At 68.6% G+C, this 15,280-nt stretch carries 13 protein-coding genes; 7 read left to right on the forward strand and 6 right to left on the reverse strand.

Annotated elements, in window-relative coordinates; translation table 11 throughout:
- Positions 1-3: 3 nt before the first annotated feature.
- Both ACMV_RS07975 and hemN read left to right on the forward strand, forming a co-directional pair.
- A complete protein-coding gene (locus ACMV_RS07975; protein WP_011942333.1) occupies positions 4-1,347 on the forward strand; it encodes an NAD(P)H-dependent oxidoreductase in 1,344 nt (447 codons plus the stop codon).
- A gap of 67 nt (positions 1,348-1,414) precedes the next feature.
- On the forward strand, positions 1,415-2,749 hold the full coding sequence (gene hemN, locus ACMV_RS07980) for an oxygen-independent coproporphyrinogen III oxidase (protein WP_013640083.1): 1,335 nt from the start codon (positions 1,415-1,417) through the stop codon (positions 2,747-2,749).
- 6 nt (positions 2,750-2,755) lie between these two features.
- On the opposite strand, the gene ACMV_RS07985 is transcribed toward hemN, so the two are convergent.
- The 5 genes from ACMV_RS07985 to ACMV_RS08015 form a co-directional block, all read right to left on the reverse strand.
- Complete coding sequence (locus ACMV_RS07985) at positions 2,756-5,059, reverse strand: xanthine dehydrogenase family protein molybdopterin-binding subunit (protein ID WP_013640084.1); 2,304 nt, start codon at positions 5,057-5,059, stop codon at positions 2,756-2,758.
- A 217-nt stretch (positions 5,060-5,276) separates the two neighbouring features.
- Positions 5,277-5,792 carry a DinB family protein gene (locus ACMV_RS07990; protein ID WP_007423243.1) on the reverse strand — a complete coding sequence of 172 codons (516 nt, stop codon included), beginning with the start codon at positions 5,790-5,792 and terminating at the stop codon, positions 5,277-5,279.
- A 158-nt stretch (positions 5,793-5,950) separates the two neighbouring features.
- Positions 5,951-6,388 carry a hypothetical protein gene (locus ACMV_RS07995; protein WP_007423242.1) on the reverse strand — a complete coding sequence of 146 codons (438 nt, stop codon included), beginning with the start codon at positions 6,386-6,388 and terminating at the stop codon, positions 5,951-5,953.
- A gap of 173 nt (positions 6,389-6,561) precedes the next feature.
- A complete protein-coding gene (locus ACMV_RS08000; RefSeq protein WP_148360964.1) occupies positions 6,562-7,311 on the reverse strand; it encodes a methyltransferase family protein in 750 nt (249 codons plus the stop codon).
- A gap of 1,004 nt (positions 7,312-8,315) precedes the next feature.
- Complete coding sequence (locus ACMV_RS08015; RefSeq protein WP_011942340.1) at positions 8,316-9,011, reverse strand: SDR family NAD(P)-dependent oxidoreductase; 696 nt, start codon at positions 9,009-9,011, stop codon at positions 8,316-8,318.
- Positions 9,012-9,223: 212 nt separating this feature from the next.
- Here ACMV_RS08015 and ACMV_RS08020 point away from each other — a divergent pair, with 212 nt between their 5' ends.
- Positions 9,224-9,649, forward strand: a complete 426-nt coding sequence (locus ACMV_RS08020) for a c-type cytochrome (RefSeq protein WP_007422213.1) — start codon at positions 9,224-9,226, stop codon at positions 9,647-9,649.
- A 67-nt stretch (positions 9,650-9,716) separates the two neighbouring features.
- On the forward strand, positions 9,717-11,423 hold the full coding sequence (locus ACMV_RS08025; protein WP_007422214.1) for a pyrroloquinoline quinone-dependent dehydrogenase: 1,707 nt from the start codon (positions 9,717-9,719) through the stop codon (positions 11,421-11,423).
- A 69-nt stretch (positions 11,424-11,492) separates the two neighbouring features.
- Here ACMV_RS08025 and ACMV_RS08030 read toward each other — a convergent pair whose 3' ends face one another.
- A complete protein-coding gene (locus tag ACMV_RS08030) occupies positions 11,493-11,804 on the reverse strand; it encodes a hypothetical protein (protein WP_007422215.1) in 312 nt (103 codons plus the stop codon).
- A gap of 425 nt (positions 11,805-12,229) precedes the next feature.
- Here ACMV_RS08030 and ACMV_RS08040 point away from each other — a divergent pair, with 425 nt between their 5' ends.
- The 3 genes from ACMV_RS08040 to istB all read left to right on the forward strand — a co-directional run bounded on the left by ACMV_RS08040 (position 12,230) and on the right by istB (position 15,156).
- The gene (locus tag ACMV_RS08040; RefSeq protein ID WP_013640086.1) at positions 12,230-12,640 is read left to right on the forward strand and encodes an acyltransferase family protein; all 411 of its coding nucleotides are present in this window, start codon (positions 12,230-12,232) and stop codon (positions 12,638-12,640) included.
- Positions 12,641-12,781: 141 nt separating this feature from the next.
- Positions 12,782-14,284: an IS21 family transposase gene (istA, locus tag ACMV_RS08045; RefSeq protein ID WP_013640087.1), complete on the forward strand. Its 1,503-nt coding sequence runs from the start codon at positions 12,782-12,784 to the stop codon at positions 14,282-14,284.
- Positions 14,281-15,156, forward strand: coding sequence for an IS21-like element helper ATPase IstB (gene istB / locus ACMV_RS08050; protein WP_013640088.1), 876 nt, complete (start codon positions 14,281-14,283; stop codon positions 15,154-15,156). The genes istA and istB overlap by 4 nt, the downstream gene beginning before the upstream one ends.
- Positions 15,157-15,280: the final 124 nt, after the last annotated feature.

Here is a 15,280-nt window from a genome sequence, read left to right on the forward strand (position 1 = left end):
GCGATGAACCTCTCCCACCTCCTCGCCGCCCGGGCCGACGCCGGGCGGCCGGTCCGTGTGCTGCTGATCGGCGCCGGGAAATTCGGCTCGATGTTCCTCTCGCAGGTGCCGCACACCAGGGGCATCGAGGTCGCCGCCATCGCCGATCTGCGGCCGGACGGCGCCCGCGCCGCCTGCCGCGCCGTCGGCTGGGACGAGGCGCTGATCGCCGCCACGCGCTTCACCGACGATGCCGGCGCCGAATTGCGGCGCGACGACATCGACGTGGTGATCGAGGCGACCGGCAACCCGCCCGCCGGCATCGCCCATGCCCGCGCCGCCTTCGCCGCCGGCAAGCCGGTGGTGATGGTCAATGTCGAGGCCGATGCGCTGGCCGGGCCGCTGCTCGCCGCCGAGGCGGACGCGGCGGGGGTGACCTATTCGCTCGCCTATGGCGACCAGCCCGCCCTCGTCGCCGAGATGGTGGACTGGGCGCGGGCCTGCGGATTTTCCGTGGTCGCCGCCGGCAAGGGGACGAAATATCTGCCGCTCTATCATGGCGTCACGCCGGATACGGTGTGGCAGCATTACGGGCTGACGGCGGAGCAGGCGCGCGAGGGCGGGATGAACCCGCAAATGTTCAACTCCTTCCTCGACGGCACCAAATCCGCGATCGAGATGGCGGCGATCGCCAATGCGACCGGCCTCGCCGTGCCCTCGTCCGGCCTGCATTTCCCGGCCTGCGGGGTGGACGACCTGCCGCATCTGCTCCGCCCGCGGGCGGCGGGCGGGGTGCTGGAGCGCGCCGGCATGGTCGAGGTGGTCTCCTCGCTGGAGCGCGACGGGCGGCCGGTGTTCCGCGACCTGCGCTGGGGCGTCTATGCCGTGTTCGAGGCGCCGAACGACTACGCCGCCGCCTGCTTCGCGCAATATGGGCTGAAGACCGACGCCTCCGGCCGCTACGCCGCGATGTACAAGCCCTATCACCTGATCGGCCTCGAACTGAACGTCTCGGTGCTCTCGGTCGCGTTGCGCGGCGAGCCGACCGGGCGGCCGCGCGGGTTTGCCGGCGATGTCGTCGCCATCGCCAAGCGCGATCTCGCGGCCGGCGAGGTGCTCGATGGCGAGGGCGGCTACACGGTGTGGGGCAAGCTGCTGCCGGCGCAGGCGAGCCTCGCCGCCGGCGCCCTGCCGATCGGGCTCGCCCATCACGCGCGGCTGCGGCGCGGCATCGCCGAGGGCGAGGTGGTGGGGTGGGACGATGTCGATTTCGCCGCCGCCGGATCGGCGCTGCAAACCGCGATCGCCGCGCGCCGGGAGATGGAGCGCCGCTTCGCCGCCCCCCGCGCCGAGGCCGGCGCCGCCTGAGGAAGCGCCGCCGCGCCGCTTGATCTCGATCAACGACGCGGCGGCCCCGGCGGCCCAGAGAGAAGGCATGGAACAGGCCCTTCTCGCGCGCTACGACCGCCCGCTGCCCCGCTACACCAGCTATCCGACCGCGCCGCATTTCTCCGCCGCGACCGGGGCGAAGGACCATGCCCTCTGGCTTGCCGCCATTCCGCCCGGCGCCCGCGCCTCGCTCTACCTGCATGTGCCGTTCTGCCGCACCATGTGCTGGTTCTGCGGCTGCACCACCAGCGCGGTGCACAGCGTCGGCGCGCTGGAACGCTACGCGGCGGCGCTGGAGACCGAGATCGGCCGCGTCGCCGCCGCGATCGGCCATCGCCTGCCGGCTGGGCAGATCCATTGGGGCGGCGGCACGCCGACCGCCCTGCCCGCACCGCTCCTGCGCCGGGTGCATGCGGCGCTCGCCCGCCATTTCGCGCTGGATGACACGACCGAAATCGCCATCGAGATCGACCCGCGCACCCTGCCCGACGACGCCACGGCGCTGCTGCGCGATCTCGCCGTCACCCGCGTCAGCCTCGGGGTGCAGGATTTCGCGCCCGCGGTGCAGGCGGCGATCGGGCGGCACCAGAGCGTGGCCCAGACCAAAGCCGCCGCCGATGCGGCGCGGGCGGCGGGCATCGCCTCGGTGAATTTCGACCTCGTCTACGGCCTGCCGTTCCAGACCATCGACTCGCTGGAGGCGACGATCGGCGAGGTGCTCGCCCTCGGGCCGGACCGCATCGCGCTCTACGGCTATGCCCATGTGCCGTGGACGCGCAAGCGCCAGCAGGTGATCGCCGAGCGCGCCCTGCCGGATGTCGCGGCGCGCTTCGCCCAGCAGCAGCGCGCCGCCGAACTGCTGGTCGCCGCCGGCTACCGGCGGATCGGGCTCGACCATTTCGCAAGGCCGGAGGACGCGATGGCGCGCGCCGCCGGCACCGGGGCGCTGCGGCGCAACTTCCAGGGCTATACCGTCGACCCCTCCGACCTGCTGATCGGCCTCGGCGCCTCGGCGATCTCGTTCCTGCCGCAGGGCTACGCGCAGAACGCCGTCGGCACCCAGCCCTACCTCGCCGCCATCGAAGCCGGCGCGCTCGCCACCGCCAAGGGGCTGGCGCTGGACGACGAGGACCGGCTGCGCGGGGCGATCATCGAGCGGCTGATGTGCGACCTCGAAGTCGATCTCGCCGCCTTCGGCGCCGATCCCGCCCGCTTCGCCGGGGAATGCGCCGCCCTCGCCCCGCTCGAGTCCGACGGATTCCTGCACCGCGAGGGCAGCCGCATCATCGTCACCGAGGCCGGGCGGCCGTTCCTGCGCCATGCCGCCGCCGCCTTCGACGCCTGGCTCGGCCAGGCGGGGCGGCACGCCGCCGCGATCTGAGCGGGGTCAAAATTCCGCCGCGCGGATCGCCTCCCAGACCCGCAGCGGGGTGCAGGGCAGCGGCGGCAGGGCGGCGCCGATCTGGCGCAGCGCGTCCGCCACCGCATTGGCGACCGCCGGCAGCGCGCCGGTCGTCCCCGCCTCGCCCAGCCCCTTGGCGCCGAGCGGATTGTTGGGCGAGGGCGTCGGCAGGTCGAGCGTGACGAAACCGGGCACGTCGGCCGCCCGCGGCATCGTGTAGTCCATGAAACTGCCGGTCAACGGCTGGCCGGCGGCATCGTAGCGCATCCCCTCGCCCAGCACGCCGCCCACGCCCTGGACGATGCCGCCATGGATCTGCCCCTCGGCGACGACGGGATTGACCAGCACGCCGGAATCATCGGCGGCGACATAGCGCGTGAGCCGGACCAGCCCGGTCTCGCGGTCGATCTCCACCTCGGCGATGTGGCAGCCGGAGGGAAAGGTCGCGGCGACGGGTTTGACCCCGGTGACGGCGATCTCGCCGCCAGAAGCCGCCACCGCCTCGGCGAGGGTCATCACCGGGGAGCCGTCGCGCCGGAGGATGGCGCCACTGGCGATGGCGAGGTCCTCCGGTGCTTCATTGGCGCGCAGCCCGGCGAGGGCGAGCAGCCGTTCACGCAGCCTGCCACCGGCATCGGCCACCGCGCTGCCGGCGCTCACCGTCGAACGCGAGCCGATCGAGCCGGCGCCGGTCAGCCTGCAATCGGACGGGCTTGCCACGAGTTCGATATCCGCGGGGTCGAGCCCGGTTTCGCGGGCGAGGATGAAGGCATAGGTCTCCGCCTGGCTCTGCCCGCTGCCGCCGGTGACCGTCTCGATCCGGGCGACGGCGCGGCCCCCGACGGTCGACAGCGTCACCTTCGCCTCGTCCTGCGCCGCCGCCCCGCCACCCGCCACCTCGGTGAACAGCGCGGCGCCGCGCCCGTAAAGCGCCCCGCGCGAGGCCGCCGCTTCCCGTCGCGCCGCGATGTCATCCCACCCCGATTCCGCCCGCGCCGCGGCGATCAGCGCGGCATAGTCGGCACTGTCATAGGTGGCACCCAGCGCGGTGCGCCAGGGAAAGGCGGCGGCGGGGACCGCGTTGCGCGCCCGCAGATCCAGCGGGTCGGCGCCGGCCGCGGCGGCGGCCTCGTCCACCAGGCGCTCGACCAGCAGCGCGATATCCGGCCGCCCGGCGCCACGATACGGGCCGAGCGGCCCGGCATTGGTGAAATATTGCGCGAAGCGGGCATGGGCCGCCGGGATCGCGTAGGCGCCGGTGCCCGATTGCAGCGCGTTATGGACGTTCACGAAGGCGCCGACGGTGGTGACATAGGCGCCGAGATCGGTGTGATACTCGATCTCGATCGCGGTGAAGCGGAGATCGGCATCGAGCGCGAGGCGGCCGGCGAGCCTGGTGCCGCGGCCGTGATTGTCGTTGAGGAAGGCCTCGCCGCGCGTCGGCACGTAGCGCACCGTCCGGCCGGTGGCGCGGGCGGCGAGCAGGAGGGCGGCGTGCTCGGGATAGGCCGGGCTGCGCAGGCCGAACCCGCCGCCGACATCGGGCAGCTCGATCATGATGCGCGACGCCGGGACACCCAGCACGGCCTCGAGATCGAGCCGGATCTCGTTGATGCCCTGGTGCGGGGTGACGAGGTGATAGACGCCCGAAGCCGCGTCATACCGCGCGACGATGCCGCCGGGCTCCATCGTGGAGGGGGCGAGGCGCGGCAGATCGAACCGCACCGCGGCCACATGCGCCGAAGCGGCGAAGGCGGCGGCGACCGATGCCGCGTCGCCCGCCACATGCCGGAAGGCGAGATTGCCCGGCGCCTCGGGATGGATCGGCGGCGCGTCCGGCGCGGCGTCGAGCCCGACCACCGGCGGCAGCATCTCGTACTCCACCGCGATCGCCTCCGCCGCGTCCATCGCCGCGGCGAGCGTTTCGGCGACCACGCAGGCGACCGGCTCGCCGGCATAGCGCACCCGCCCCTGCGCCAGCACCGGGCGGAACGGGGCGACGAGCGGGCGCTCGCCCTCGGCGCCATAGCGCATCAGCGCGCGGAAATTGCCGAAGCCGGCGGCGGCGCAATCCTCGCCGGTCAGCACCGCGACGACGCCCGGCATCGCCCGCGCCGCCGCCGCATCGAGGGAGACGATCGCCGCATGGGCGTGCGGCGATCGCAGGAAGGCCGCCGCCAGCGCGCCCTCCGCCCGCACATCCGCCACATACCGCCCCGCCCCGCTCACCCAGCGCGTCCGGTCGCGCGCCGATTGCGTGGGCCGGCCCGAGATGCCCGATCCGTCCATGTTTTCCTCCCTCCCGCGCGTCCGGCCAGCGTCCTTGAAGCGCCACGGCCGTCGAGAAATAACAGCACGTTAACAGAATACCCCGCCATCGCGGGCCCGCAAACCCCGGCCCCGCCAGGCCGGCAGGCCCGCAGCCGAATGCGTCCTCATGAAGCTTCAGGTTCGCGAGGATCGGGACAAGCGCCGGCCCGGCGTGCCGGATCAGCGCCGCCGATGCTTACAGGATTTCGGGGTGCTCCGGCATGAACGCAAGGTCGGTATCGTCTGGCCTGACGCCTGCGGCCGTGAGCATGGCATGGATCTGGCCGCGATGGTGTGTCTGGTGATTGAAGAGATGCATGACGATCACGGTCTTCGGCCTCGAAATCTCGCGTCCCAGCGCGCCCGAAAACCAGACGAGATCTTCGGCGAACCAGGCGGCATCCAGCTGCCCTGCCCAGTCCAGCACCTCGCGGTCCATCGCGGCGCGTTGCCCGCAGAATTCGTCCCAGCTCCCGTCAAACCTCGTCGAGCCCGGAATCCCTCCCTCGGGCGGCCGCGTGCCCTTGAACCGGCTCATCCACATGCGGTCCGCCCAGAGCAGGTGGTAGAACGTCGCCTCGATCGATCCGAAGAAGGCGCCCCGGTCGAGCGCCCGCCCTTCGGGTGGCAGCTGGGCCGTCGCGCGGAGAAGGTTCCGGTTTTGCCAGGCATTGTATCTGGCCATCGTCAGCGCGTATTCGGCATTGGCCATGGTGGCCCTCCGCATGGAAATCCCGCTTGGCGCAGTCTTCATAGCGCCGATGGATTGCCATGGGAATGACGGGCCGGGACCGGCAGTCCCGCGAACGAACCGCCGGTCCCCGGCGTGATTGCGAAACGGCGGCGGCGCGGGCGGGCCGGGTATCCGGCCTATTTGAACTGCTGCCCCATCTTCGCCCCCTTGGAGAGTTTGGTGAGATAGGCGATCAGGTCGGTCATCTGCGGGCTGGAAGCGCCGGGCGGCTTGCCTTGCAGGCCGCCGCGAATGCAGTGGACGAGCTGCTGCTCGAGCGTCACCACACGATGCGCATGGCCGTTATATTTCGGGAACTGCGCCGCAACCCCCTCGAGGCTCGGGATCTTCGCGCCGCCCGGCAGGTGGCCGGCCGTGGTGCCGCCATTGACATGGCACGACGAGCAGGTGCGCACGCCGCCGAACTGATCATGATTGAAGATGTGCAAGCCCTCCGCCGCGGCCTGGTCCGGCGAAGTGGCCGGGGCAAGCCCCGCGGCGGCGGCCGTGCCGAGGCCAAGGCCGAAGGCGAGAAGGGCAGCCCCGACGAGACGGGGGCGGGGTAACCGGGTCATCACGAAGCCTCCCAGAGATATATGTCAATTCCGGAATACAGCTAACGTCCCGGCGGCGTGGCCTGTCAATCGTCCGGCGGCGGCGCTGCCCCCCGGCGCGATCAAGCTTCCGTGCGCATGACGGGCGAACACCCCGCCCCGCGTGGCGAACGTGCAGACGGCGCAACGGCCCGTCAGAAAATCAGGGGGACCAGATGCCAGCGCACCCTTGTGCAGTATTCCGTGTATCCCGGCAGGTTTTGCGCAAGGAAATTCTCCTCATCGAGGAGGCGCCAGACGAGGCCGAGAACCGTGAGGGCCGAGGGAATGAGCGTCCAATAGGAACCGAGCGCCAGGGGCATGCCGATCAGGTAGACCAGCGCGCTCGCATACATCGGATTCCGCACGACCCCGTAGGGCCCGGTCGAGACAACCCTCTGATCCTCGACGACCCCGACAGTCGCGGCGCCGAACGGGTTCTCCTTGACGACCCGGTACACCATGAGCATGCCCGCGACGATCAGAAGATCGCCCGTCACCACGAGCCAAGGCGGCACGTTCGACCATCCGAAGCGGTCATCCAGTCCCGGAACGATGAATGCGACGACGATTGAGATGAAGCCGAGCAGCGTAATGCCCTTTTGCACGGACCGCTGCTCCGCCGTCGGACCCGCTTTCATCCTGGCCTCCAGCAGCCTCGGGTTGTCGAGCAGGTATCGCACGTAGGGAACGGCGGCGATGTCGTTCACCGCGAGATACACCCACGCTTGCCAATACCTCACGGTACCCGCCGCGAGAAACAGCACGAGCGCAATGAGCCCGGTGCCAGCCAGACACAAGATCAGCATTCGCATTCTGGCGTTTTTCATGGGGTATGAAACCACCTCGGGCGTCGTCCGATCGGACAAGGATGCCATGATGATCAATATGATGGAGCGCTGCATCCGATCCTGAAGGGTCGGATGCAGCGCTCCAGCCTCGCATTCGCTTCCTCACCTCATGCTCGTATTGACGCCGTACAGAAATCAAGAAAATTTTGTCTTATTAACTGAATTTTTATTCAAATATCGGTTGATATTTTAACGATATGAGACGGGAGGTGGCTGTGCAGGCGGCATTACCGGCGAGACGGCGAATTTTCATCAAGCGATCACGGATCTCGATCGCGTTATGCATCCTGATCACGGTATCGATCGTGACCATGGCGGTCCCCGTTCTGACCTGAACGAGCGCCCTGCCCCTCGACTCTTCGCGACCGGATGTCAGGGATCGGCTTCCGGGCGCCGGCTCGCCATTCTCCCCGATCCCCGGCATCACCCCGATCTGATCCGCTGCCCGGCCACGCCAGGCCCGACATGGCGCGCCGCCGCGTCACCGCACCGCCGAAGAAGCGACACCCCTGGACGGTTCGCGACACCGTGGCCATCGGTCACGGGAATTTCATCACGCCGCCGCGCGAATCCGTTAGGAAGCCACGATGAACACCACCCACCCCCAGGCGGCCGGCATCCCTCCGCGATGCCGCCGGGAGCCTTGAGTCCGTGCCGGAGAAATGCGGTTGACCGTCTGGCTCATCATGGTTCCGGCACTGATCGCGGGCCACCCCGGCGCAACCGTGCCGCACTGGCACCGCACGCATGCCGGATGCCGCGCCGATGAGGCCGCCCATCACCTTCCGCCCGGATCATGCCTGAAAACCGAGGGCGACGCGCCCCCCACGACCGGCCCGGCGGGACCAGCCGCCCCATTCCACCGCAACCCACCAGATGAACGCGATTGACGCCTCGCCCCCGCAACGGCCTGACGTTCGAGCCACGCGGCCTCCGGTCAGCCACAGGATATCCTCAATCAAGCCGATCCGGTTCGACCACGTCCCGGCAGGCCGGTCCGGCCGGAACCGCGACATGACAACGCCCTTCGGCGGCGGATCGAGACCGGCGTCAGCGCCTCACCACGGCAGCTCCGCGCCGGTATAGTCGAAGAACGCCAGCCCCGGCCTGCCGCGCCGGGCGATCAGCTGGTCGACCACGCGGGGAATGCTCTCGCCGATCGACAGCGTCGCCTGCGGCCCGCCCATGTCGGTCCGTACCCAGCCGGGCGCCACCAGGGCGAGGCTGCGCGCGGAGTCCCTGTGGCGCGCGGCATAGCTGCGCATCAGCGTGTTCAGCGCCGCCTTGCTCGCCCGGTAGGCCTCGAACATGCCGGTCGTGTTGTTGGCCACGCTGCCGAGCCCGGAAGACATCAGCCCGATCCCGCCCTCCGGCGCGACCAGGTCGCCCAGCGCCTCCACCGCGCGCATCGGGCTGAGCGCGTTGGTCACCATCAGCTCGACGAAGGTCTCGGTGCTCACCGCGCCGATCGGCGCCGCCGGATCGCTGGCGATTCCCGCGTTCACGAACAGCTGGTCGAACACCTGCCCCTCCAGCCGCGCCCGCAGGGCGGCGAGCTGGTCCGCGTCGTTGATGTCGAGGCGCTCGATCGCGAGCCGCCCGCCGGCCCGCGCCGCCAGCGCGTGCAGGCCGGTCGGCCCCGCGCCGCGCACCGTCGCCGTCACCCGCCAGCCGCGCCCGAGATACTCCTCCGCCATGGCGAGACCGAGCCCGCGCGAGGCGCCGATGATGAGACAGGACGGTTCCGATGCCATGGCGCTTCTCCTCGATTCCCGGTTTCGCGCCGAGGCTACGACGATTCCCGCCCGCACGGCCAGACGCCGCGGGGCGCGGGCGTGGCGAAGCGGAACAGTCTCTCTCGCCGGGATTACCGCAGCTTTACAGGATGGAAGGGTTCATATACCTGCCGCGTAACGAATATGAGAACACCGCCCGGTCGCGGGCGAACCGAACATGGGGAACATTCATGACCAAAGGACACAGGGCCCTGCTCGCCGCGGCCGCCGCGGCGATGCTCTCGCTGCCGGGCCTCGCCCAGGCGGGCTGCGCCAGCGGCGACTTCACCGCCGCCCAGGCGGCGACCGGGCAGACGCTCTACGACGCGAACTGCGCCGCCTGCCACATGACCAACCTCTCCGGCGGGTCGGGCCCGGCGCTGGGTGGCGCGAAGTTCAAGTCCTATCTCGAATTCACCAAGATCACGGGCGCGCAGCTGCTCGCCTTCATCAAGTCGCAGATGCCCTACCAGGCGCCCGGCAGCCTCAAATCCGCGGAGTATGACGCGATCTTCGCCCACATCCTCCAGCAGAACGGCTATCCGTCCGGCAGCACGAAGCTGGACGCCGAAACCGCCTCCTGCATCAAGATGCTGCCCTATCCCGGCAAGTCCTGAAGCAGGGCGGAACCGCCGGCCGCCCCGGGCGGCCGGATCTGGCTGAAACCACAGGGGAAACTCACGAATGACAACGAAAACGGACGATTCCCGCCTCGCGCGGCGGCTGCGTCTCGCCGCCCTGCCGGCGGCGGCGCTGCTCGGCCTCGCGCTGGCGCAGACGGCGCAGGCCGGTGCCGTGCAGGCCGAAGGCTCGGAGACCGGCGGCAAGACCGCGGTCGTCGGCAAGACCATCACCGGCGATGTCAGCGTCACCACCAAGATGCTGGAAGCGGCGCCGAAGGCGGACGCGAACTGGCTGGTCTCCGGCCGTGACTACGACAACTCGCGCTTCTCGCCGCTCAAGCAGATCAACGCCGCGAACGTGAAGGACCTCGCCCCGGTCGCCATCGCCCAGACCGGCTACAGCGCGAGCTTCGAGACCACGCCGATCGTGGTCAACGGCATCATGTATCTCACCACGCCGATGGTGAACTCCAAGCAGGCGCTGATCGCGATGAACGCGACCACCGGCCAGACGCTGTGGACCTACACCTACACCGACGGCCAGATCCAGATCTGCTGCGGCCCGGTGAACCGCGGCGCCGCCGCCTCGAACGGCATGGTCTACATGCTGACGCTGGACGACCACCTGATCGCGGTCAACGCCAGGACCGGCAAGCAGGAATGGATGACCCAGGTCGCCGATCCGCGCTACGGCTATTCCGAGACGATGGCGCCGACCGTATACAAGAACATGGTCATCATCGGCAGCGCCGGCGGCGAGTGGCCGATCCGCGGCTTCATCGCCGCATATGACGCGCAGACCGGCAAGCAGATCTGGCGCTTCCACACCACCGACAGCAAGGCCGGCTGGGAAGGCGATTCCTGGAAGACCGGCGGCGGCACCGTCTGGACCACGCCGACCGTCGATCCGAAGCGCGGCCTCGTGATCTTCTCGACCGGCAACCCGAACCCCGACCTCAACGGCGCGGCGCGCAAGGGCGACAACCGCTACACCGACTCGATCGTGGCGCTGAACATCCACACCGGCAAGCTCGTCTGGTACTACCAGGAAGTGAAGCACGACGTGTGGGACTACGACGCCGTCAGCAACGCGATGCTGATCGACGTGAAGGACCACGGCAAGATGGTCCCCGCCGTCGGCGAGGCCGGCAAGACCGCCTGGTACTACATCGTCAACCGCGAGACCGGCAAGCTGATCCGCAAGTCGCAGCCCTTCGACAAGCAGGAGAACATGTTCGCGCAGCCCACGCCGAAGGGCGTGCAGATGCTGCCGGGCGCGAATGGCGGCGATGACTGGTCGCCGCCGGCCTTCTCGCCGATCACCCGCGACGTCTACGTGATGGGCATGAACCAGCTCATGACCTTCACCAACGAGAAGAGCAGCCCGGCCATCCCCGGCCAGATCCGCCTCGGCAGCACCTTCAAGAATGTCGATCACGGCATCCAGGACGGCACGCTGACCGCGATCGACGTCGATACCGGCAAGATCGCCTGGAACGACACGGTGCCGCAGCCGATGATGGGCGGCGTGCTGGCCACGGCCGGCAACCTCGTCTTCACCGGCGAGGGCAATGGCTGGTTCGACGCGATGGACGCCAAGACCGGCAAGCGCCTGTGGCGCTTCAATCTCGGCGCCGGCGTGAACGCGCCGCCGATTGCCTATTCGGTCAAGGGCCGCGAATACGTCGCGGTGGCCGCCGGCGGCAACTTCCAGCTCAGCTATCCCTACGGCGACGCGGTGGCGATCTTCGCCCTGCCGAAGAAGTAAGACCCTTCACGCCGGCAACACGGCCGGAGCGCATCGCGCTCCGGCCTTTCTTGTGCCAGGGCCGGCCGGTCAGTTGCCGCCCGAAAAACCGCCGAGCGGGCTCGGGTTGAAGTTGATCTGCAGGTCCATGATCGCCTTCGCCATTTCCATCTCGGCGCGCGCCATGTGCATCATCGCCTCGTGCTCCATCTTCGGCGCGATGGCGAAGTCGGTGTGGTAACTCCGGTTGATCTTGGCGACCAGCGCCTGCGCCTGGGTCAGGTCCGCCTTCATCGTCGTCGCCTGCTGCGGCGTCAGGCGCGTGCCCGCGTTGCCCTGTTGCGCGAATGCCGTGCCCGTCCCGGCCAGAGCAAGGGCGCCGAGCAGAATGAGTGTCTTCATGGTGTCCTCCTTGTCGGATCCGCGAAGCGGATCGTCCCCGCCGTCTCCCGCAACCGCCGATCCGTGGCGCCGCGTGCGGCTCCTGAAAAATGCCGGCGGCGCCTCGATGAATCCAATGCCGTTTGATTATCGTTTCAATGCCGCGACGGGATGCCGTGCGGGACGGATCATGCCGGCGGCCGGCGATCGCGCTCCATCCTGCCGCACCGGATCGGACATCCAGAGCAGATCCGACTCCCGCAACCTGCCGGCATCAACGCGGTCGAACCATGCACCATTCTAATATTACAGAATAATTTAAAAAAATACTTTTATTCTAAAGTCATAAATACGTTTTGAAGTATTTATGCACTCTCACTAATATATTTATTTTCAAATTGACAACAAAATTCAATAATGGAATCTCCGATTCATTGATAAATTCGATGGAGCGGACACTGAAATCCGAACGGGTGGCTTTCCTTGACGGTCTGCGCGGCCTTGCCGCCCTCCAGGTCGTCTTTCTGCACTACGTGAGCGCGTTTCTGCCGGTCCTTGCGATGGCCGGCCTGGGTCCCGCCGACCTCCTGGCCTCCCATGGCTGGCAGGCCGCCATCGCCCGCTCTCCCGCCGTGTTCCTGATCAACGGCTACAGCGCCGTGTATATCTTCTTCCTGCTCAGCGGTTACGTGCTGCGGCGGGCCTTCGCCCGGATCGACGGTTTCGCCTCCGGCCTCTGGCGCCGCCTTGTGCGCCTCGGCCTGCCCGCTTCCGCGGCCGTGCTGTTCGCCGGCGCGTTGCTGTCGCTGGACTATCGCGCGACAATCAACTTGAGAATCCAGCGTCAATCAGGATGAGAATGCGGCTGGGGAGGCACCGGCGGAGGGCGTAGCCCGGAGCCGGTGCCTCCCCAGCCGGGCGGCGTCCTTGCCAGGGCGCCGCCGTGGTCGCGGCCGTCTGGGCCGCGGAGGATACCTCGTCACAACGGGGAGACCTTCGTGCCCGGCCGCCACATCAACGACCACCAGAAGAGGCTTTTCATGAGATATCGACAGACAGACGGCGTTGCCCTGGCGGCCGCCAAGGCCGGCTTCAGCACGGCCGCGGGCTACCGGCTCGAGCAGGAGCGGCACTTACCGTCATCGCCGAAGCCGCCGCGCGGCCGGCGCCGCCCGGATCCGCTGGCGACGATCTTCGACGCTGAGGTGGTGCCGCTGCTGGAAGCCGCGCCCGGCCTCAGGGCCGTGGCGATCTTCGAGGAGATGTGCCGGCGGCATCCCGATCTCGCCCCGGGTGTCCGGCGGACGCTCGAGCGGCGTATCCGCACCTGGCGCGCGCTGCACGGGCCGGAGCAGGAGGTCATCTTTCGCCAGACCCATGAGCCGGGCGCGATGGGCCTGTCCGACTTCACCGACATGAACGAGCTCGGCATCATCGTCGCCGGCGCCCCGCTCGACCACCGGCTCTATCACTTCCGCCTGGTCTGGTCCGGCTTCGAGCACGCCCATGTCATCCTGGGCGGCGAGAGCTACGTCGCCCTCGCCGAGGGGCTGCAGAACGCCCTCTGGCTTCTGGGCGGCGCCCCGCGCGAACATCGCAGCGACAGCCTCTCCGCCGCCTTCCGCAACCTCACCGCCGAGAACGTCGCCGACCTGACCCGCCGATATGACGCGCTCTGCACCCATTACGGCATGACCCCGTCGCGCAACAATCGCGGTGTCGCTCATGAGAACGGCGCCATCGAAAGCCCCCACGGCCATCTCAAGCGCGCGGTCCGCGACGCCCTTCTCCTGCGTGGCAGCACAGTCTTCGTCGACCTCGAAGCCTATCGCCGCTTCATCGCCGAGATCGTCGGCCGCCAGAACCGGCGCCACGCCGAGCGCATCGACGCCGAGCGCGCCGCCCTGCAGAAACTCCCCGATCAGCGCACCGCCGATTACGAGGAGACCGTCGTCACCGTCACCTCCTCCGGCGGCTTCACCCTCAGGAAGGTCTTCTACACCGTCCCCTCCCGCCTGATCGGCCAGCGGCTCCGCGTCCGCCTCTATGACAACCGGCTCGAGCTGTTCCTCGCCGCCACCCCGCTGATGACACTCCCCCGCGGCCGGCCACAACCGGATGGCAGGCACGGCCACGTCGTCGACTACCGCCACGTCATCCACAGCCTGCGCCGCAAGCCGATGGCGCTGCTCAATCTCGTCTATCGCCACCAGCTCTTCCCGCGCGATGCCTATCGCCGGACCTTCGAGCACCTGCTCGAGCAGACACCGCCCAGGGACGCGTGCAGGATCATGGTCGAACTCCTCGCCATCGCCCATGAGCGCGCCTGCGAGGCTGAACTCGCCAGCGTCCTCGCCGCCGATATCAAAGCCGGCCGTCAGCCCGACCTCAAGGCCATCCGCCAGCGCTTCGCACCCGATCCTGCCAGCCTGCCCGCACTCACCATCCCGACCATGCCGCTCGCCAGCTATGACATCCTGCTCCAGGGAGCAGCCGCATGAGCGAGACCGCACGCACCGTCGACGCCCAGCGCCTTACCCTGCTGCTCAACGAGCTCAGGCTCCCCGCCATCAAGCAGGTCTGGCCCGACTTCGCCGCCCGCGCCGACAAGGAAGCATGGCCCGCCGCACGCCTCCTCGCCACGCTCGCCGAGCACGAGGTCGCCGAGCGCGACCGCAGGCGCATCGAGCGCCACCTCCTCGAAGCCAGGCTGCCGCCCGGAAAGACCATCGCCACCTTCACCTTCGAGGCCGTGCCGATGATCTCCAAGGCCCAGATCCTCGCCCTCTGCTCCGGCGACGGATGGCTCGAGACCGGCGCCAATCTCCTCGCCTTCGGCCCACCCGGCGGAGGAAAGTCCCATCTCGCCGCAGCCATCGGCCTCGCCCTCGTCGAGAATGGCTGGCGCGTGCTGTTCACCCGCACCTCCGACCTCGTCCAGAAGCTCCAGATCGCACGTCGTGAACTCGCCCTCGAGGCCACCATCGCCAAGCTCGACAAATTCCACCTGCTGATCCTCGACGACCTCGCTTACGTCACCAAGGATCAGGCCGAAACCTCGGTTCTCTTCGAACTCATCAGCGCACGCTACGAGCGTCGCTCCCTGATGATCACCGCCAACCAGCCCTTCGGTGAGTGGGGCAAGGTCTTCCCAGATCCCGCCATGACACTCGCCGCCGTCGACCGCCTCGTCCACCACGCCACCATCTTCGAGATGAACGTCGAAAGCTATCGCCGCAAAACCGCCATCCAACGACGAGCCGGACCAGGACGCCCACCCACACGCGCGACAATCAACGAAAACATCAGATTGTCGCTCCACGACAATCAAGTCGCCGAAACACGCTTGCCAGCATCAAACCAATCCGATTAACGTTCCGAGGTCGCGATCACTTTCTCATCCTGATCGCCGCGCTTCTCATCCTGATTGTCGCGCTACACTGGACGACCAGGCGCATCTCCATACCGCCGCCCTCTCGGGCTCGACGCACTGGCTG

It is taken from the genome of Acidiphilium multivorum AIU301 (assembly GCF_000202835.1).
Taxonomy (GTDB): domain Bacteria; phylum Pseudomonadota; class Alphaproteobacteria; order Acetobacterales; family Acetobacteraceae; genus Acidiphilium; species Acidiphilium multivorum.